The sequence below is a fragment of the Pseudoxanthobacter sp. M-2 genome, assembly GCF_046156265.1.
GTDB lineage: Bacteria > Pseudomonadota > Alphaproteobacteria > Rhizobiales > Segnochrobactraceae > CAMDHY01.
The window spans coordinates 99,768-118,431 of the sequence record NZ_JAWDIR010000033.1; the positions used below are offsets into that span (position 1 = coordinate 99,768).

At 70.9% G+C, this 18,664-nt stretch carries 20 protein-coding genes; 2 read left to right on the forward strand and 18 right to left on the reverse strand.

The window, feature by feature from the left end; all coding sequences use genetic code 11:
* Positions 1–65: 65 nt before the first annotated feature.
* The 13 genes from ybeY to trpS all read right to left on the reverse strand — a co-directional run bounded on the left by ybeY (position 66) and on the right by trpS (position 11,125).
* Entirely contained in the window at positions 66–593 is a 528-nt protein-coding gene (ybeY, locus tag RUR49_RS15510) for an rRNA maturation RNase YbeY (protein WP_409147294.1), read from the reverse strand.
* Positions 590–1,597, reverse strand: a complete 1,008-nt coding sequence (locus RUR49_RS15515; RefSeq protein WP_409147678.1) for a PhoH family protein — start codon at positions 1,595–1,597, stop codon at positions 590–592. Before RUR49_RS15515 ends, ybeY begins: the two co-directional genes overlap by 4 nt.
* 53 nt (positions 1,598–1,650) lie before the next feature.
* The gene (gene miaB / locus RUR49_RS15520; protein ID WP_409147295.1) at positions 1,651–3,036 is read right to left on the reverse strand and encodes a tRNA (N6-isopentenyl adenosine(37)-C2)-methylthiotransferase MiaB; all 1,386 of its coding nucleotides are present in this window, start codon (positions 3,034–3,036) and stop codon (positions 1,651–1,653) included.
* Between the two features lie 158 nt (positions 3,037–3,194).
* Positions 3,195–4,019, reverse strand: a complete 825-nt coding sequence (locus RUR49_RS15525) for a lysophospholipid acyltransferase family protein (RefSeq protein WP_409147296.1) — start codon at positions 4,017–4,019, stop codon at positions 3,195–3,197.
* Positions 4,016–4,402, reverse strand: a complete 387-nt coding sequence (locus RUR49_RS15530) for a Fur family transcriptional regulator (protein ID WP_409147679.1) — start codon at positions 4,400–4,402, stop codon at positions 4,016–4,018. Before RUR49_RS15530 ends, RUR49_RS15525 begins: the two co-directional genes overlap by 4 nt.
* A 161-nt stretch (positions 4,403–4,563) precedes the next feature.
* A complete protein-coding gene (locus RUR49_RS15535) occupies positions 4,564–5,097 on the reverse strand; it encodes a GNAT family N-acetyltransferase (RefSeq protein ID WP_409147297.1) in 534 nt (177 codons plus the stop codon).
* 4 nt (positions 5,098–5,101) lie between these two features.
* The gene (gene tsaB / locus RUR49_RS15540) at positions 5,102–5,806 is read right to left on the reverse strand and encodes a tRNA (adenosine(37)-N6)-threonylcarbamoyltransferase complex dimerization subunit type 1 TsaB (RefSeq protein WP_409147298.1); all 705 of its coding nucleotides are present in this window, start codon (positions 5,804–5,806) and stop codon (positions 5,102–5,104) included.
* 78 nt (positions 5,807–5,884) lie between these two features.
* Positions 5,885–6,355 (reverse strand): DUF992 domain-containing protein, encoded by a 471-nt coding sequence (locus RUR49_RS15545; RefSeq protein ID WP_409147299.1) that lies wholly within the window; start codon positions 6,353–6,355, stop codon positions 5,885–5,887.
* Positions 6,356–6,536: 181 nt separating this feature from the next.
* Positions 6,537–7,739, reverse strand: a complete 1,203-nt coding sequence (locus RUR49_RS15550) for a pyridoxal phosphate-dependent aminotransferase (RefSeq protein WP_409147300.1) — start codon at positions 7,737–7,739, stop codon at positions 6,537–6,539.
* 188 nt (positions 7,740–7,927) lie between these two features.
* Positions 7,928–8,290, reverse strand: a complete 363-nt coding sequence (locus RUR49_RS15555; protein WP_409147301.1) for a hypothetical protein — start codon at positions 8,288–8,290, stop codon at positions 7,928–7,930.
* Between the two features lie 181 nt (positions 8,291–8,471).
* Entirely contained in the window at positions 8,472–9,089 is a 618-nt protein-coding gene (locus tag RUR49_RS15560; RefSeq protein ID WP_409147302.1) for a hypothetical protein, read from the reverse strand.
* A 13-nt stretch (positions 9,090–9,102) separates the two neighbouring features.
* A complete protein-coding gene (locus tag RUR49_RS15565) occupies positions 9,103–9,933 on the reverse strand; it encodes a DUF2092 domain-containing protein (protein ID WP_409147303.1) in 831 nt (276 codons plus the stop codon).
* Between the two features lie 145 nt (positions 9,934–10,078).
* Positions 10,079–11,125: a tryptophan--tRNA ligase gene (trpS, locus tag RUR49_RS15570; RefSeq protein ID WP_409147304.1), complete on the reverse strand. Its 1,047-nt coding sequence runs from the start codon at positions 11,123–11,125 to the stop codon at positions 10,079–10,081.
* Positions 11,126–11,305: 180 nt separating this feature from the next.
* On the opposite strand from trpS, the gene RUR49_RS15575 reads away from it, so the two are divergent.
* Positions 11,306–11,605, forward strand: coding sequence for a hypothetical protein (locus RUR49_RS15575; protein WP_409147305.1), 300 nt, complete (start codon positions 11,306–11,308; stop codon positions 11,603–11,605).
* 129 nt (positions 11,606–11,734) lie between these two features.
* On the opposite strand, the gene RUR49_RS15580 is transcribed toward RUR49_RS15575, so the two are convergent.
* Complete coding sequence (locus RUR49_RS15580) at positions 11,735–12,145, reverse strand: hypothetical protein (RefSeq protein ID WP_409147306.1); 411 nt, start codon at positions 12,143–12,145, stop codon at positions 11,735–11,737.
* 132 nt (positions 12,146–12,277) lie between these two features.
* Here RUR49_RS15580 and RUR49_RS15585 point away from each other — a divergent pair, with 132 nt between their 5' ends.
* Positions 12,278–13,126, forward strand: a complete 849-nt coding sequence (locus RUR49_RS15585; protein WP_409147307.1) for a helix-turn-helix domain-containing protein — start codon at positions 12,278–12,280, stop codon at positions 13,124–13,126.
* 55 nt (positions 13,127–13,181) lie between these two features.
* Here RUR49_RS15585 and RUR49_RS15590 read toward each other — a convergent pair whose 3' ends face one another.
* The 4 genes from RUR49_RS15590 to RUR49_RS15605 all read right to left on the reverse strand — a co-directional run bounded on the left by RUR49_RS15590 (position 13,182) and on the right by RUR49_RS15605 (position 18,620).
* Complete coding sequence (locus tag RUR49_RS15590; RefSeq protein WP_409147308.1) at positions 13,182–13,712, reverse strand: hypothetical protein; 531 nt, start codon at positions 13,710–13,712, stop codon at positions 13,182–13,184.
* 211 nt (positions 13,713–13,923) lie between these two features.
* Positions 13,924–15,480 carry a murein biosynthesis integral membrane protein MurJ gene (gene murJ, locus RUR49_RS15595; protein WP_409147309.1) on the reverse strand — a complete coding sequence of 519 codons (1,557 nt, stop codon included), beginning with the start codon at positions 15,478–15,480 and terminating at the stop codon, positions 13,924–13,926.
* 22 nt (positions 15,481–15,502) lie between these two features.
* Positions 15,503–18,301 carry a [protein-PII] uridylyltransferase gene (locus tag RUR49_RS15600; protein ID WP_409147310.1) on the reverse strand — a complete coding sequence of 933 codons (2,799 nt, stop codon included), beginning with the start codon at positions 18,299–18,301 and terminating at the stop codon, positions 15,503–15,505.
* Between the two features lie 133 nt (positions 18,302–18,434).
* Positions 18,435–18,620 carry a hypothetical protein gene (locus tag RUR49_RS15605; protein ID WP_409147311.1) on the reverse strand — a complete coding sequence of 62 codons (186 nt, stop codon included), beginning with the start codon at positions 18,618–18,620 and terminating at the stop codon, positions 18,435–18,437.
* Between the last annotated feature and the right edge of the window lie 44 nt (positions 18,621–18,664).

Here is an 18,664-nt window from a genome sequence, read left to right on the forward strand (position 1 = left end):
TTCGATCCGCCGGGCCGTCGCAGGGTCTCGGCTCGATACCTCGCCCCCGTGCCGCCGCCGGCATCTCAATCCGCCTCCGTGCTTCCATAGGGATCGGGGACGCCGAGAGACGCCAGCACCTCGGTCTCGAGGCGCTCCATCCGCTCGGCTTCCGCGTCCGTCTCGTGATCATAACCCAAGAGATGCAGGAATCCGTGCACGACGAGATGACGGACGTGATTTTCGAGCGTCTTGCCCTCCGCGGCCGCCTCCGCGGCGACAGTCTCGCGGGCGAGAATGACGTCGCCGAGGGCGCGCGGCCCGGGACCCGGCAGGCCGTCCGGCGCCGGGAACGACAGCACGTTGGTGGCGCTGTCCTTGCCGCGGAAGTCGCGATTGAGTTCGCGCACGCGGCCATCGTCGGCGAAGGCGACGACCACCTCGGCCGATCCCTCCTCGAGCTCGGCGCGCGCTGCGGCCGCGGCGACCGCGGTCTCGACGAGGGCGACGAGATCCTCCTCCGGCGGCCAGCCGTCGGCGTCCACCACCACGTCGACGGCGATCTCTGCGGGAGCGGCCGCGCGGGCCGCCCCGATCTTGGTCGCGGCGCTCACGACGGCGACGGCGCGCCGTGGCCGCGCTCGATCGTGCGGGCGGCTCCGGCGCGGTCGTAGGCGGAGACGATGCGGGCGACGAGCGGGTGGCGGACGACGTCGGCGGCGGTGAAGCGCACCATCGCGACGCCCTCGACGCCGGTGAGCAGGTCCGCCGCCTCGGCAAGGCCCGACACCTGCCCCGGCGGCAGATCGATCTGGCTGGAGTCGCCGTTGACGATCATCTTCGAGTTCTCGCCGAGGCGCGTCAGGAACATCTTCATCTGCATCGAGGTGCAGTTCTGCGCCTCGTCGAGCAGCACGATGGCGTTCTGCAGGGTGCGGCCGCGCATGAAGGCGAGCGGCGCCACCTCGATCATGCCGGAGGCGAGGCCGCGCTCGACCTTTTCGGGCGGCATCATCTCGTAGAGGGCGTCGTAGAGGGGCCGGAGATAGGGGTCGACCTTCTCGCGCATGTCGCCGGGCAGGAAGCCGAGGCGCTCGCCCGCCTCCACCGCCGGGCGAGACAGCACCAGCCGGGCGGCGTCGCCGCGCTCGATCAGGGCGGCCGCGTAGGCGACGGCGAGGAAGGTCTTGCCGGTGCCGGCCGGGCCGAGCCCGAAGACGAGGTCGGCGCGGTCCATGGCGCGCAGGTAGGCGTCCTGGGCGGGGGTGCGGGCGACGACGGTGCGCCGGCGCGTCGACACCTGCGAGTAGGACATCCGCGTCTTCGGCTCGAGCGTCGGCAGGTTCAATTGCGCAACGTCGGCCACCGCAAGGCGGATCGCCCCCTCCACGTCTGCCGGGTGCAGCTCGGCGCCCTGCTGCAGGCGCTGGTAGAGCGTCTCCAGCACGTGGCGCGCCTGCTCGCAGGCGTCGTGCGGGCCCTTGATCGTCACCTGGTTGCCGCGCGCCACCGCCTCGACCCCGAGCCGCGCCTCGATCAGCGCGAGGTTCTGGTCGAACTGGCCGAAGAGCTCGCCGACGATGCGGTTGTCGTCGAAGGCGAGCACGGCATGGGTGATGTCGGAGGCCGGCACCAGCCGCGGCGCGGCCGGGGGAAGCGTGCGGTCTGCACTCACGCGGCATCCTCGGTCTGGCGGTCCGCCCCCACGGCCAGGCGACCCGCCAGGCTGTTGGTGCTCGTCGCGGTGATCGTCACCGGCGCGATCGCGCCGATGCGGGCGGAGGTCTCGGTGGCGTCGACGTGCACGGCCTGCAGCCACGGCGAGCGGCCGACGAGCTGGCCGGGCCGGCGGCCGGGCTTCTCGAACAGCACCGGCACGGTCAGGCCGACGGTGGCGGCGTTGAAGGCCGTGTACTGGTCGGCGATGAGCGCCTGCAGGCGGGCGAGACGGTCGGCCTTCTCGGCCTCCGGCACCTGTGCCGACAGCTCCGCCGCCGGCGTGCCGGGGCGCGGGCTGTACTTGAAGGAGAACGCCGAGGCGTAGCCGACCGCGTCGACGAGGGCGAGGGTCGCCTTGAAGTCGTCCTCGGTCTCGCCGGGGAAGCCGACGATGAAGTCGCCGGAGAGCGCAATGTCGGGCCGGGCGCGGCGGATGCGCTCGACGAGCGCGAGATACTCGGCCGCGGTGTGGCGCCGGTTCATCGCCGCCAGCACGCGGTCGGAGCCCGCCTGCACCGGCAGGTGCAGGTAGGGCATCAGCTGCGGCAGGTCGCGGTGGGCGGCGATCAGCGCGTCGTCCATGTCGCGAGGATGGCTGGTGGTGTAGCGCAGCCGGTCGAGGCCGGGGATGGCGGCGAGGCGGAACAACAGGTCGCCGAGACCCCAGTCGCGGCCGTCCGCTCCCGCGCCGTGATAGGCGTTGACGTTCTGGCCGAGCAGCGTCACCTCGCGCACGCCGGCCTCGGCGAGCCGTTCGGCCTCCGCGACGATCGCCGAAACCGGCCGCGAGGTCTCGCTGCCGCGGGTGTAGGGGACGACGCAGAACGAGCAGAACTTGTCGCAGCCCTCCTGCACGGTGAGAAAGGCGGTAACGCCGCGGGCAATCGTCTGGCGCCGCTCCGCCGCCGGCAGGTGGGCGAACTTGTCCTCGGCCGGGAACTCGGCGTCGACCGCCTTCTCGCCGCGGCGAGCGCGCGCCACGAGCTCGGGCAGGCGGTGATAGGTCTGCGGCCCGACGACGAGGTCGACGGTGGGCGCGCGCGCGATGATCTCGGCGCCCTCGGCCTGGGCGACGCAGCCGGCGACGCCGATCGTCATCGTGCGACCCTCGCGGGCGGCGCGCTCCTTGAGGACGCGCAGCCGGCCGAGCTCGGAATAGACCTTCTCGGCCGCCTTCTCGCGGATGTGGCAGGTGTTGAGGATGACGAGGTCGGCCCCGTCGGGGCTGTCCACCGACCGGTAGCCCTCGGGCGCCAGCGCATCCGCCATACGATCGGAATCGTAGACGTTCATCTGGCAACCGTAGGTCTTGACGTAGACGCTGCGCACGCCGCTCATCAACCGGGGGTCTCGGCAACGGTTCCGAGGCGGCGCCGCGGAGGCAGGCGCACCCTTGAAATCATCGCCCCGTGGCGACGTCGAGCCGTCGCCGAACTGTTCCGTGCTGTAACCGGTTTCGGCCCTTTTGAGAATAGCGGCACGGCAACACCCGGCGCCTATCGGCCGGGCACCGCAACCGCCGGCTGCGGGCGGCCGGCGAGGACGGCCGCCGTCATCGCCCGCACCGCCTCCTCCGCCGCGGCCGTGACACGCTTGCGGTCGCTGTCCGGCCCGAAGGCGATCGGTTCGCCGAAGCTGACGACGGCGTCGATCGCCCCGTCGGTGAGGACGCCCCAGAGGTGGCCGGCAATCTCCATGTCGCCGTACCAGGCGATCGCCGTTCGCCCGCGCCGCCCGAGCGGCAGCCCGTTGCGGCGCGTGTAGACGATCGAGACCGGCTGCACCATCGCCGGCAGGCCGTCGCCGGTGAGGGCGTGACGGGCCGCCCCGAGCAGCGCCGAGCGGAACGGCAGCACCTCGCCGCCGTTCGACGACGTGCCCTCGGCGAACAGCACCATCGGGTCGCCGCGCCGGAGCCGCGCCGCGATGTCGCCGGCGGCGCCGCGGGTGGCGGTGCGGCGGGTGCGATCGACGAACACCGTCCTCTGCATCCGCGCGAGGAAGCCGAACACCGGCCAGGAGGCCACCTCCGCCTTGGCGACGAAGGAGAGCGGCATCAGCGAGCCCAGCACGACGATGTCGAGCCAGGAGACGTGGTTGGCGACGATCAGCAACGGCCGCGCCGGCACCGGCGCGCCACGCGTCTCGACCCGCAGGTCGAGCAGGCGCACGGCGGCGCGGTGCCACCACCACGGCGGCGCGCCGGCCCGCAACGAGTCGCGTTTCAGCAGCACCCACTGCACGGGAAACAGCACGGCCGTCGTCAGCGCCAGGCCGGCGATCGTGCCGACGGCCCTGACGACGCCGAGCGCGCGGCTCACCGGTGTCTCTTGTCCTCGCCGAGCGGCACCGCATAGAGCTCGAGGCGGTGGCCGACGAGCTGGAAGCCGAGCTCGCGGGCGACGAGCTCCTGCAGCCGCTCGATGTCCTCGCTGCGGAACTCGATGACCTCGCCCGAGCGCACGTCGATCAGATGATCGTGATGCTCGTCATTGACCGTCTCGTAGCGGGAGCGGCCGTCGCGGAAGTCGTGGCGCTCGATGATGCCGGCATCCTCGAACAGCTTCACCGTGCGGTAGACGGTGGAGATCGAGATGCGGTTGTCGATCGCGTTGGCGCGGCGGTGCAGTTCCTCGACGTCGGGGTGGTCGATCGCCGCCTGCAGCACGCGAGCGATGACACGACGCTGGTCGGTCATCCGCATGCCCTTGGCGACGCACACCTCTTCGAGAGGCTGCTCAGCGGGGGGCTTTGAATACTGCGTATCGCTCACGTGGCGGGGTCCGTTGCGATCGTCGGGCGGCTCGAACGGGGTGGTCTGCGCCGCGATCGCTTCGCGGGCGTTTCTCCCCGCCTCGGTTCGGCCTAACGGAGATCGCAGCGCATGACAAGCGCGTGGCCGCCGCCCGATCCGGCATAGTAGCCACGCCGCTCGCCGACCTGGCGGAAGCGCAGTCGCCGGTAGAGGGCGAGCGCCGGGACGTTGCCGGCGTCGACTTCCAGGAACACCGCCGCGACGCGCTCGGCGTAGAGCCGCCGCAGCAGCGTCTCGGTGAGTTCGGTGGCGACGCCGCGGCCGCGCCAGTGTGGCGACACGGCGACCGTCAGCACCTCCGCCTCGTCACCAGCGCGGCGGCAGAGGGCGAAACCGACGGGCCGGCGGGTGCCGAACGGGCTCGCCCGTCGCGCCACCTGCGTATCGACGGCCGGATCGGCGACGAGCGCCTCGAGCTCGGCCTCGCTCCAGCCGCGGGCGAAGCAGGCGGCGTGGATCTCGGCGAGCGCCGGGGCGTCGGCGGGCGCGGCGGCATCGATCAGCGGCGGCGGCCCGGCCGGCCACCACGACATCGGCCACCACGACATCGGCCAGCCGGACGGGTCCCACCACAGGCTCGACATGCCGTCATTGCTCCCCGATCGTCGATGTGGCCGGTGCCGGCCGGATGGGCATGTCCGCGCGCGCCGGCACCGGCACCGCGAGCAGACGGCTCGGCGCCGGCGCGATGGCATCGGGCGGCGCGGCGTAGATCGGCTCCGGCGGATGCCCGGCCGGGTCCAGACTGGCGGCGTGGCGGGCGAGGGCCACGACGGACATGGCGGTGATGGCCGGCCGGCCGGGTGCCAGGCGGTTCGCCTCGGGTCCGGCGAGGATGGCATCGGGCGCGAGGGTGGCGAGCGCGGTTGCGGCGATGTCCTCGACAGGGCCGAGGGGCGCGCCGGTGCGGTCGAAGCGGCGCGCCAGAAAGTGCCCTCTCCGGCCCTGCACGAAGGCGATTACGCCCGCGTCTGGCGCTTCGGCGGACAGCGCGAGCGCCGTCAGCGTATCGACACCGACGACGGGCGTGCCGTGGACGAGGGCGAAGCCGCGCGCGAAGGCGATGCCGACGCGGACGCCGGTGAAGCCGCCGGGCCCGACGGTGACGGCAATACGATCAATTTCGGCAGGGGTGGCACGCGCCTCCGTCAGGAGGTCGGCGACGAGCTTCGGCAGCCGTTCGGCGCGGCCGTCGGCGGCGTCATCGCGGTGCGCGACGGAGTGCCCGCTCGCCGTATCGTGGACGGCGGCGGAGACCGGGCCGAGCGAGGCGTCGATCGCGAGCACGAGCATGACGACCGCGATAGCGGCTCGCGGTCGTCCTGTCGAGGGAGGCGGGCGGCGGGCGGCGAGCGCCCGCCGTCACAAGCCTCAGTTGGCGGCGCGCAGCTCCAGGCCGGCGATGCCGAGGGCGATGTCGGCGCCCTCCTGGCCGGAGACGCTGAGCGGCTGCAGCGAGAAGCTCTTGTTGAAGCCGCCGACGAGGAGGTTGGCGCCGACGCCGACGCCGGCCGTCGCCTCGGTGGAGGCGCCGACATAGGTGCCGGCGAGGCCCTTCGGGCCGGGAGGGGCCGCGGCGATGACGCCCCAGATCACTTCCGACTTGGTGGTGACGCCGATATCGATGCCGAAGCGGGAGATCGAGCCGACATAGTGGTCGTTCGGGCCGCCGTCCGAGCGCTCGAACACGCAGGTGAGGTCCTTCGAGGACCCGAAGACGAAGCCGATGCCACCGGCGACGGAGCACTTCAGAACGCCGACCTGGGCGGCGGCGGCGGGGGAGGCGGCGAAGGCGAGGCCGAGCGCGAGGCTCGCGGCAGCGGCGGCAGTGCGGAACGTCATGACATTCTCCCTGGGAATTCGGCTCTGGTCACGAACCGGCACCGCGGCCGTCCCCCGGCGACGGTGATCGGGTACCCGGCGACAACCCGCGGCCCCCGCTTCGGTTCCCCGAATCGGCGGCGCGCATCGCCGGCTGCCTCTCGATTATCCGTCTCCTGCGGCGGGAGGAAGACCGTCCGTCTCAGGTGAGATTGCCGCAGAAGCGCTGGATGCGCTTGCAGGCCTCCTCGAGGGCCTCGGTCGAGGTGGCGTAGGAGATGCGGAAGGCCGGGCCGAGACCGAAGGCCGAGCCCTGCACCACCGCGACGCCCTCGGTCTCGAGCAGCTCGCCGACGAAGTCGGTGTCGGTCTCGATCACCTTGCCCGACGGCGCCTTGCGGCCGATCGTGCCCGCACAGGACGGGAAGACGTAGAAGGCGCCTTCCGGGCGCGGGCACTCGATGCCCTTCGCCTGGTTCAGCATCGACACCACGAGGTCGCGCCGGCCCTTGAACAGCTCGGCGTTCTTCGGGATGAAGTCCTGCGGGCCGTTGAGCGCCTCGACCGCCGCCCACTGCGAGATCGACGACGGGTTCGTCGTCGACTGGCCCTGCACCTTCGCCATCGCCTTGATGAGGATTTCCGGCCCGCCGGCGTAGCCGATGCGCCAGCCCGTCATCGCGTAGGCCTTGGAGACGCCGTTGACGGTCAGCGTGCGCTCCTTCAGCGCCGGCTCGACCTCGGCCGGCGTGGTGAACTCGAAGCCGTCATAGACGAGGTGCTCGTACATGTCGTCGGTCAGCACCCAGACGTGCGGGTGGCGCATCAGCACGTCGCAGAAGGCCCGCACCTCGGCGCGCGTGTAGGCGGCGCCGGTCGGGTTCGAGGGCGAGTTGAACACCACCCACTTGGTCTTCGGGGTGATGGCAGCCTCGAGCGCCGCCGGATCAACCTTGAAGCCGCTCTCGGCCCCGGCGGTGACGATCACCGGGGTGCCGCCGCAGAGCAGCACCATTTCCGGGTAGCTCACCCAGTAGGGGGCGATGACGACAACCTCGTCACCGGGGTTCACCGTCGCCATGAAGGCGTTGAACAGCACGTGCTTGCCACCGACGCCGACGGTGATCTCGCTCGGCTTGTAGTCGAGGTGGTTCTCGCGCTTGAACTTGGCGGCGATCGCCTCCTTCAGCTCGGGGATGCCGTCGACTGCCGTGTACTTCGTCTTGCCCTCGCGGATGGCGCGGATCGCCGCCTCCTTGATGTTCTCGGGCGTGTCGAAGTCAGGCTCGCCGGCGCCAAGGCCGATGACGTCGCGGCCGGCGCGCTTCAGCTCCGCCGCCTTGGTGGTGACGACGAGCGTGGCGGACGGCTTAACGCGCGCGAGCGCGTCGGCGATGAAGCCCATGACGGTCCCCTGAGGATGTGCAGCCGGTGTCGGCGCGTGGTCGCGGTCTGGCCCCGCGGGCGGGACGGCCGACCGCGAGCGGCGCGGACCCTAGTCCGCGCGCCGCCGGCGTTCAAGCGTTCAAGGCGCGCGGCCGGAGGGCCGCCAGGCCAGAAGCGCTCCAGAGCGTCAGCCTGGAAAGGCGGGGCTCAGAACGGGATGCCGTTGCCGACGCCGCCGTGCCAGCCATCGACCCACCCGACCGGATTCTGGTCGTAGGTGAGTTCGGGCATCGGATCGACCCAGGAATAGGCCGGGGTCGGCGATCCGGGCTCGGGGCCGGTGGAGATGCCGGAACCGGTGGTCATGTAGACGCCGGGCAGGTTCTGGCCGTAGGCGCCGTAGCCGCCGGGCGGCTTGACGATGGTGATCTCGGGGACGTTGCTCGACTGTGCCGCGGCACCGTCGGCGCCCATCGCCACCAGCGCGGCGGCCGACACCGACACGGCCAGCGTCGCCACGATCCTCGCCGACCGCCCCTGCCCCTGCGACCGCAACGCGTACGCCTTCATCGGCCCGACTCCGCACCATTTGCCCGAACGATACACACGTCCGGAACGTCCACCCAGTTGCCCCGGTTCCCGGAGCAGGCGGCGGACGGCCCCTCGCGGACCTCGCCAACCCCGGCGGGATCATAGCGAATTTGTTCCGGCGCACCATGCCTTTCGGTGCGCCGGCCGTCGGCGTGGCAAGCTAGGGGCGAGCCACGACCGTGTAGCTCATGCTGTTGCCGTAGTATTGCGGCTGGTACCAGGTGTTCCCGCACTGCTGGTAGATGACGCCGTTGACCTGCACCGACGAGCAACCCGCCGGCAGGGCGTAGGCGACAGAGCCGATCGCCACCGCCGTCGCACCGACCGCCACGCCCGCCGCCACCGCCCCGGCTGTCCCCCAGCCGTAATCATAACGGTAGTTGTTGTTGTGGTGGTGATAGACGTCGTGACGGTAGTTGTAGTGATTGTTGTTGCCGTGGTGTCCGTGATTGCCGCGGTTGTCATGGCCCTTGTTGTTGTTGCCATGATTGCCCTTCGGCGGCGAGCCCTTGTTGACGGTCTTCTTGTTGGTGACCTTGACGTTCGTGGTCTTTTTGACATTGACCTTGTTATGGCCGCCGCCGTGGCCCTTGTTGACGTTGACGCGGGCGCCCTTGCCGCCACCACCGTGACCGCCGCCACCCCGTGCCTCGGCCGTGCCGTGCAGGGCGGTGGCAGCGACGAACAGCGTGGCCACCAGCACCGTCAGCGCCGCCCGCGCGCCGCGGGCGCCGGTGAGGGATCGCGATTCGATCCGATGCCTGTTTCGGAGTTCCATGTCTCGCCCTCCCTCAACCGTCCTGATCGCCGCCGGCGGCATCGCCGTCCGGCGGCACCTCCTTGAGCGGGATCTGCTGGGCACCCTCGGGCGGCGTGAACACGAAGGCCGCCTCGTCGATGGGCGGATCGAGCGTCCACGTCAGCCGGGAAACGTACTGTGGCAGCGTCTCGTCGTCGGTTGCGGTGATAACGATCTTGCAGGGCAGCGGCGTGTCGTCCGGCTCCATCCACAGCTGCCAGTCGGCGCCTTCCTGGCGGAAGGCGTAATGGTCGCAGGCAACGTCACCGATCTGCGAGACGCCGACGAAGAAGGCGGAGGTGAGGTCGGCGGTGCCGTCCTCATCGGTGCCCCAGAGGAACAGGTCGGCGAGGGGCACCTCGATGCCGTAGCGCTCGTAGGCCATCTCCAGCGTCTCGGCGATCGTCGCCGGGGCCGGCACGCTGCCGTAGTAGCCGATCTTCGGCCCGTACATCGTCAGCGTCTTGCCGTCATAGAAGAACTGCCGCTCGGACGTGTCGGTGTAGAGGGCGACGGCGAGCCGGTCCGGCAGGCGCGCGAGATAGGCCGCCGAGCCGGCGTTCATGATCTTCTGGCCGTCGTCGAGGGTTTCCTCGAGCGTGAAGTCGGAGGTGACCTCGAACGCCTTCAGCGTGCGCAGGTAGGTCCCCATCGCCTTCAGCGCGTCGATTGCCGCCTGCTCGACCACCGGCTCGGCCGGCGTGTCGGCCGCCTCGGCCGGGGTTTCCGGCACCGTCGGGACAGTCGGCGTATCGGCGGCGAGCGCCGCCTGACCGATGCCCACCGCCACGGCGACGGCCAGCACTACCGAGGTGCGCCGCATTCCATCCCTCCCGTCGGGCGCCTTCGCGCGCCTCGGGAGAGAGCGTCCCGCCGATCGCCGCGGCACGCAAGTCGATTCCGCGTGTGGGGCCTTCCGTAAGAACCCCGTCCGGTGGAGCCCCGAGGCGGGAGGTCGCGTCGACGCCTCAGCGGCGGCGGCTGGCGAGCAGGCCGACGACGTCCTTGACGTCGGCGAGGATCGGATCGGCGATCGCCGCCGCCCGCTCGGCACCGTCGCCGAGCACGCCGTCGATGTAGGCGGGATCGGCGAGGAGGCGCCGCATCTCGCCGGCGATCGGCGCGAGCTTTTCCACCGCGAGCTCGGCGAGGAGCGGCTTGAAGGCGGAGAACTGCGCGCCGCCGTGTTCGGCCAGCACCTGGTCGCGGCTCGTTCCGGCGAGCGCCGCATAGATGCCGACGAGGTTGTCGGCCTCCGGCCGGCCCTCGAGGCCCTTCGGCTCGGAGGGCAGCGGCTCCGGATCGGTCTTAGCCTTGCGCACCTTCTGGGCGATGCCGTCGGCGTCGTCGGTGAGGTTGATGCGCGAATAGTCCGAGGGGTCGGACTTCGACATCTTCTTGGTGCCGTCGCGCAGGCTCATCACCCGCGTCGCCGGGCCCTGGATCAGCGGCTCGGGCAGCGGGAAGAAGGCGTCGCCGTGGCCGAGCGCCGCGATCGTCTCGGCATAGTCGTGGTTGAACTTCGCCGCGGTGTCGCGGGCGAGCTCGAGGTGCTGCTTCTGGTCCTCGCCGACGGGCACGTGCGTCGCCTTGTAGGCGAGGATGTCGGCCGACATCAGGTTCGGATAGGCGAACAGCCCGACGGAGGCGTTCTCGCGGTCCTTGCCGGCCTTCTCCTTGAACTGCGTCATGCGGTTGAGCCAGCCCATGCGGGCGACGCAGTTGAAAATCCAGGCGAGCTCGGCGTGGGCCGAGACCTGGCTCTGGTTGAAGACGATGTGGGCCTTCGGGTCGATGCCGGCGGCAATGAAGGCGGCGGTGACCTCGCGGATCTGCCGCTTCAGCTCGGCCGGGTCCTGCCACACCGTGATCGCATGCAGGTCGACGACGCAATAGAGGCACTCGTGCGTGTCCTGCAGCGCCACGAACCGCACGATGGCGCCGAGATAGTTGCCGAGATGGAGGTTGCCGGTCGGCTGCACGCCGGAGAACACGCGGGGGGCGAAGATCGTCATGGGGCGGGCGGTCCGGAGCGGTTTGCGAGGCCGGCGGGTTATGGCGGAGGCGGCCCGGGGACGCAAGGCGGCCGGCCGCGGCTGCCAGGCGCGGCAGAGACCGGCGGGGGCTGCGACAGCGCCAGCGGGAACCAACTCGCGAGCCCGGAAGTTTTCCGACCACAACAACGGAGAATTCCCATGAAGATGCTCGCCACGTCCGCAATCGCCGTCGCTCTCGCCATCACCGGCGCCAGCTTCTCGGCCGGTTCCGCCCTGGCGGACAAGGTCGTCGTCAAGAAAGAGACCACCTACAAGACGCAGAACAACCGCAACAACGGTGTCGGCATCGTGGTGGCTCCTGGCCTCGCGATTGCTCCCGGCATCGCCGTGGTGCCGAACTATCGGAACAACAACAACGTGAACTGCAAGAAGACCGTCACGAAGGTCGACCGGCCGGGCAACCGTCCGGACACCAAGACGGTCAAGACCACCTGCTGACCTGACTGTTCCGGTGCACCGCGGCTTGAAACGCCGCGGGCTGGCGACGGTTCCGAGGCCCGGCCTGCCCCACGGCAGCCGGGCCTTTTCGTGTGCGCATGGCCGCGACGCGATCCGGGGCCGCCGGGCTCAGGCGGCTCGCAGCGACGACTGTCGGAGAGCCGCGATTTGCACCGCGGCGAAGGCAGCAACCAGCGCCGCCTGCACGAGGACGAACGCCACGCCGAGCGGCGTCGCCGTCACGAAGCCGCCGGCGACCGTCACCACGCTCTCGATCACCCACGCGACGTTGAGCGCGACGACGGTCCAGACCGCGGCGAGCGGCGGCACGGGACGGCTCGCCACCCAGCCGACGAAGGCCGCAAACGGCAGCAGCGCCAGCCCCGCCCCGTGGGTCAGCCAGGCTGGAAGGCCGAGCAGGTCGAGCAGCACCGCGGGGGCGAAGAGCAGCAACACGCCCATGGCGCCGGCGGAGACGGCATCGGCCGCCAGGACGGCGCGCAGGAAGCGGACGGGATCGCGGGAGATCGAGGCGAACATCGGTGTGGCTCCTGTCGAGGCGGCCGGCGGGGGTGCCGGCCGCGAACGACACGAGCCTCGCCCCGCCCGCGCCCCGGATCGATGACCTCGGAGGTCATGGGCGCACCGGCGCCAGGCGGCTAGGGTGCCGTCATGACGACGCTCCACACCGATCGCGACGGCGGCACCACCGCCAACCCCCGGGCCTCCGCCGAGCCCGGCTTCGGCTCGCTCCTGCGGCAATGGCGGCAGCGGCGGCGGCTGAGCCAGCTCGACCTCGCCCTCGACGCCGGCATCTCGTCGCGGCACCTGAGCTTCGTCGAGACTGGCAAGTCGCTGCCGAGCCGGGCGATGGTGCTGCGGCTCGCCGAGCGCCTCGAGGTGCCGCTGCGCGAGCAGAACCTCCTGCTGCTCGCGGCCGGCTATGCCCCCGCCTTTCCAGAGCGCCCATTCGACGCGCCGTCGCTCGCCAGCGCCCGCCGGGCGGTGGAGACGGTGCTCACCGCCCACGAACCCTTTCCGGCGCTTGCCGTCGACCGCCACTGGACGATGGTCGCGGCGAACCGCGCCGTGGCGCCGCTGATCGTGGGCGTCGATCCGGCGCTCGTCGCTGCGCCGTGCAACGTGCTGCGTCTCAGCCTGCATCCCGACGGCCTGCAGCGCCGCATCCGCAACCTTGCCGCCTGGCGCGCCCACATCCTCGCGCGCCTGCACCGGCAGGTGGAGGCGACGGCTGACGCGGGCCTCGCGGCGCTGATGGAGGAGCTGCGGGCCTACCCGATGCCGCGCGGAACGCCCGGCCGCACCACGGGGGCCGACGGGGGCGAGGTCTGCGTGCCGATGGTGCTCGACTCGGCGAATGGGCCGCTGTCGTTCATCTCGACGACGACCGTGTTCGGCACGCCGGTCGATGTGACCCTGGCGGAGATCGCCGTGGAGGCCTTCTTCCCGGCGGACACCGAGACGGCGGAGGCGCTGCGGGCGATGGCGGCCGGCGCCTGACGCACGAAAGCCGGCGGGGGTGCCGCCGGCTTTCGGTCGAACGCAGAGGTGGGCGTCAGGCCGCGCGGAAGCTGAGATCCGACGTGGTCACTGTCGGGCCGCCCGCACCGTCCTTGTCCAGAACCTGGATGCTCATGGTCCCGTCTCCCGGATTGCGGATGATCATCGTCGCCTTGTCGTCGCCGTTGATCGGCTCCGCCCAGGTGATCGTCAGCGTCAGGGTGTCGCCGTTCCGCTTCCCGGACAGCGTCGCCGGCCCCTCCGAGGCGCCGATGTAGGTACCCGAATAGACCCCTGTCGCCGGGTCGATGGTCAGCTTCGCGCCGATCCGCTTGTTGACGAACACGGCTGCGCGGCAGTTGCCGCCGATGTCGATCGCGTTCGGCCCGAGGTCCTGCGTCATCGTGCAGGTGACGTTCCACGGCCCCTCGTTGGCGCGGCGTAGCACCTTGCCGCCACCCGTCCAGTCGGTCTCGAAGCGAGAGAGGAAGTCGCCTTCATCGGCCGTCGCGGGAATCGGGGCGGTCGTCGCCACGGCGAAGAGCGCCACCGCTCCAAACGCCGCGACCTTGGTGAAGTTTCGCATGGCGGATCTCCGGTCGTTCATGAAACGGGGGTGGGCCGCATGCGGCCCACCCCCTCCTGTTTCAACAACGCGCGAGATGAGGCGAAGTTGCCTCGGCCGCCGAGGCAAGTTTCCCCTGCGATCTGCGATTTCACGGCAATGATCGAGAAAGGATTATGGCAGCTTCTTGTTCAACGGCGGCCGATATTGACTCTGGATCGCACCAGCCTACCTAGCGGCCGCGCTTCAGCACGCGGCGGAGGTCGGAGCGGCTCACCGCGCCGAAGGCGATCGCCGCCACCGCATAGGCGAGGCCGCCCACGCCGACGAAGGCGGCCAGCGCCCCGAGGCGCTGGAGGCTGCCGGCGGCGAACCAGGGCGCGAGCAGGTATTCGGCCCCATAGAGGACCGCGACCATCACCGCCACCGCCGCCAGCACCCGCACCATCGTGCGCTTCAGGCGCGCATCGGCGGCGTAGAGGTCGCCCTTGCGCAGGCCCCAGTAGAGCAGCGCGACGTTGAGCCAGCTCGCGGCAGAGGTGGCGATCGCCACGCCGACGTAGCCGATCAGCGGAAACAGCGCGAGGCTGATGACGACGTTCGCCGCCACCGTGATCGCCGAATAGACCATCGGCGTGCGGGTATTCTCGCGGGCGAAGAAGGCCGGCTGGAAGACCCGCGTCAGCACGAAGGCGGGCAGGCCGGCGCCGAAGGCGGCGAGCGCGGCGGCGGTGGCGACGCTGTCCTCGGCGGTGAAGGCGCCGCGCTGGAACAGCCCGATGGTGATCGGCAGGGCGAACAGCGTCAGCGCAGCGGCCGCCGGCAGCGTCAGCGCCATCGCGAACTCCATCGAGCGGTTCTGGCTGGCGTTGACGCTGGCGATGTCGCCGGCCCGCACGCGCTTGGCGAGATCGGGCAAAAGCACGACGCCGACGGCGATGCCGACGATGCCGAGCGGCAGCTGGTAGACGCGGTCGGCGAAATAGAGCCAGGAGACGGCGCCCGCCTGGGTGGACGCGATCATCGTGCCGACCACCGAATTGATCTGCACGACGCCGCCGGCGATGACGGCCGGACCCGCCAGCACGGCGAGGCGCTTGACCCCCTCGGTGAAGCGCGGGCGTCGGAGCGCGATCGGAAAGCCAGCGCGGGCGAGGGCGAAGAGCAAAAGGCCGAGCTGCAGGACGCCGCCGAGCGTGATGCCCCCGGCGAGCAGCACGCCGGCCATCGTCGTCCCCTCGTAGCCGAGCAGGAACACGGCCGCGAGGGCGGCGATCAGCGCGGTGTTGAGGAGGGCCGGCGAGAAGGCGGCGGCGGCGAAGCGGCCGAGCCCGTTGAGGACGCCGGAATAGAGCGACACCAGCGAGACGAGCAGCAGGTAGGGAAAGGCGATGCGGCTCAGAAGCACCGTCAGGTCGAACTTCGCCGGGTCGTCGGCGAAGCCCGGCGCCAGCACGAACACCAGTGCCGCCATTCCGAGTTCGGCCGCGACGGTGAGCACGAGGAGCGCGAGGCCGAGCGCCGACAGCGATTCCTCGGCGAAGCGCTTGGCGCTCGCCTCGCCCTCCGCCTCGAGCTTGCCGGCGAACAGCGGCACGAAGGCGGAAGAGAACGCCCCCTCCGCGAACAGTCGGCGGAACAGGTTCGGCAGGCGGAAGGCGACGACGAAGGCGTCGGCCACCGCGCCGGTGCCGATCGCCGCGGCGAGGAAACTGTCGCGGACGAAGCCGAGCACGCGGCTCGACAGCGTCAGCCCGCCGACGGTGGCGAAGTTCTTGAGGAGGCTCACGCGGCGCGGCCGGGTCTGACGGTTATTCGGCGGCGAGCGCGCGGCGCTCGCGCGGCCGCGTCTCGGCGGCCGGCGGGCGCGGCTCGAACACCGCCGTCAGCCGCCGCCGGATCGCCGCCTGGCGGTTGGCGTTGGTGACCTTATGGTTCATCAGGTCGGTGACGTAGAAGACGTCGACGGCGCGCTCGCCGAAGGTGGCGATGTGGGCCGAGGCGATGTTGAGGCTCAGGTCGGCGATGACGCGCGTCAGCTCGTAGAGCAGGCCCGGCCGGTCGAGGCCCGACACCTCCAGCATGGTGAAGCGGTCCGAGGCGGCATTGTCGACCAGCACCTCCGGCTCGACGTGGAAGGTCTTCGCCGGCGCGACCGTGCCGACACGGCGGGCGGGCCGCTCGGGCATCGGCTCCTTGCCGGCGACGACCCGCTCGATCAGCGCGGTGATGCGCTCGGCCCGCCGGAGTTCGTCCGCATCATCGGGAAACTCGCGCGACAGCGAGATCGAATCGATGGCGAGCCCGTCGGTGGTGGTGAAGATCTGGGCGTCGGCGATGTTGGCGCCGGCGGCGGTGCAGCAGCCGAACACCACCGACAAAAGCCGCGGATGGTCGGGCGCGAGCACGTTGAGGCAGACCGCGTCGCGGTCGGCGAGCATCGCGGCGGTGGCGGCGAGGCGCTGCCGGCGACGATCGGCGGAGCGGATCAGCGTGGCGTGCTCGCGCTTGCGCTCGAGATCGACGCGCAGCCAGTAGGCCGGGTAGTGGCGCTCGAGATAGGCGTCGAGTTCGGCCTTCGGCCAGTCCGGCAGCGCCCGGGCGAGCTCGGCCTTGGCGTCGTTGACGCGCTGCTCGCGCGACTGGCGGGTATGGCCGCCGGCCACCACCTGCTCGGTCTCGAAGAACAGCGTGCGCAGGAGCTGCGCCTTCCAGCCGTTCCATACCCCCGGCCCGACCGCCTTGATGTCGCAGACGGTGAGGATGTGCAGCAGCTTCAGCCGCTCCGGCGACTGCACGATGCGGGCGAAATCGGCGATCGTCTTCGGGTCGGAGAGATCGCGCGACTGCGCGGTCATGCTCATCACGAGGTGCGTCTCGATCAGCCAGGCGACCGTCTCGGTCTCCGCCGCCGTCAGCCCGAGGCGCGGGCACAGCCTTCGCGCGACCTTGGCGCCGGCCGTCGAATGGTCCTCCGGGCGGCCCTTGGCGATGTCGTGCAGGAACAGCGACACATAGAGGACGCGGCGGTTCTGGATGGCGTCGACGAGGCGGGTCGTCAGCGGATGCTCGTCGGAGCGGTCGCCGCGCTCGATCTCCGAGAGGATGCCGATGCAGCGCAGGAGATGCTCGTCCACCGTGTAGTGGTGGTACATGTTGAACTGCATCATCGCGATGACCTTGCCGAAGTCCGGCACGAAGCGGCCGAGCACGCCCGCCTCGCTCATCCGTCTCAGCACGATCTCCGGCTCGCGCCGCGAGGTCATGATCTCCAGGAACAGCCGGTTCGCCTCGGCGTCCTCGCGCAAGTCGTGGTCGATCAGCTTCAGCGAGCGGCGGATCAGCCGCATCGCATCCGGGTGGAAGGCGAGCGCGTGCTTGTCGGCCAGGTGGAAGATGCGCACGAGGTTGACCGGATCGCGCTCGAACACCCCGTCGTCGACGATGGTGATGCGGTCGTGGTCGACGACGAAGTCGGTGCTGTCGGCGAGCGCCGCCCGCCGCCGGCGCATCGAGCGCAGGAAGCGGTTGAGGCCCGTGACCTGCTTCACCTGCTCGTCTTCCAGTGCCGAGCAGAAGATGCGCGTCAGGTCACCGACGTCCTTCGCCACCAGGAAGTAGTGCTTCATGAAGCGCTCGACGTCGCGCAGGCCCGGGTGGCTGGTGTAGCCGAGGCGGACCGCGATCTCGCGCTGGATGTCGAAGGAGAGCCGCTCGTCCGCCTTGCTGGTGAGGAAGTGCATGTGGCAGCGCACCGCCCACAGGAAGTCCTCGGCCTTGCGGAAGAGGTTGTACTCGCCACGCGTGAACACGCCCTTTTCGACGAGGTCGCCGGCGCGGCGCACGCGGTAGAAGTACTTGGCGATCCAGAACAGCGTGTTGAGGTCGCGCAGGCCCCCCTTGCCCTCCTTGACGTTCGGCTCGACGAGGTAGCGCGAGCGGCCCTGGCGGCGGTGGCGCTCGTCGCGCTCGGCGAGCTTGGCCGCGATGAACTCCGCCGCCGTGCCCTTCACCACCTCTGAATCGAACCGCACCAGCAGCGAATCGGCGAGGCCGGCGTCGCCCCACAGGTGGCGTGCCTCCAGCACGGCGGTGCGGATCGTCATGTCGGTGCGGGCGAGCCGGATGCACTCGTCGACGGTGCGCGTCGCGTGGCCGACCTTCAGGCGCAGGTCCCACAGCGCATAGAGCACGAACTCGATGACGCTCTCGGTCCAGGCCGTCTGCTTGTAGGGCAGCAGGAACAGGAGATCGACGTCGGAGCCCGGCGCCAGCGTGCCTCGGCCGTAGCCGCCGACCGCCATGATGGCGATGCGCTCGCCCTTCGACGGGTTGTCGGCGCGGTAGACGCGCTCGACCGCGATGGTCGCGAGCTCGCGGATGATGACGTCCTGCAGGTGCGACAGCCGGCGGGCGCAGGCGGCGCCGCTGCCGTCGACGGCGAGCATCGCCTCGGCGCGGGCGAGCGCCTCCTTGCGCACCTCCTTGAGGCGGGCGACCAGCTTCGGCCGCACGTCGCGCTCGGCGCTCGCATCGGCGAGCGCCCTGAGCTCCCGCGACAGCGCCTCGGCGTCGACGATTTCCGACAGTCGCGGATCGACCTTCCGCATGGCGCGCTCACGTCCTTCCGGCGGCCGGACCGGGCCGGCGAACCGGCGGACGTTATATCGCCGCCGTCGCGGGCGCCACGGGATCATCGCGGCTGCCCAAAATCCGGTCAGGCCTCCCGGACGGGCCCGACGCTCAGCGGGCGCGCTTCAGCGTCAGACCGTATTCGGCCGCCCGGGCGGACACCTCGGCGGCGGGGCGGGAGAGCTTCAGGCTGATCGCCTCGGCCGGCGCACCCTCAGCGGCGAGCGCCTTCAGCCACCAGAGCTCCTCGACCGACCACGTCAACCCCATTGATACCGGCCCTGCGCCTTGCATCATCGCACCCTCCCTGTTCCGTCGAGCAGCCCCCCGGCCACTGAACG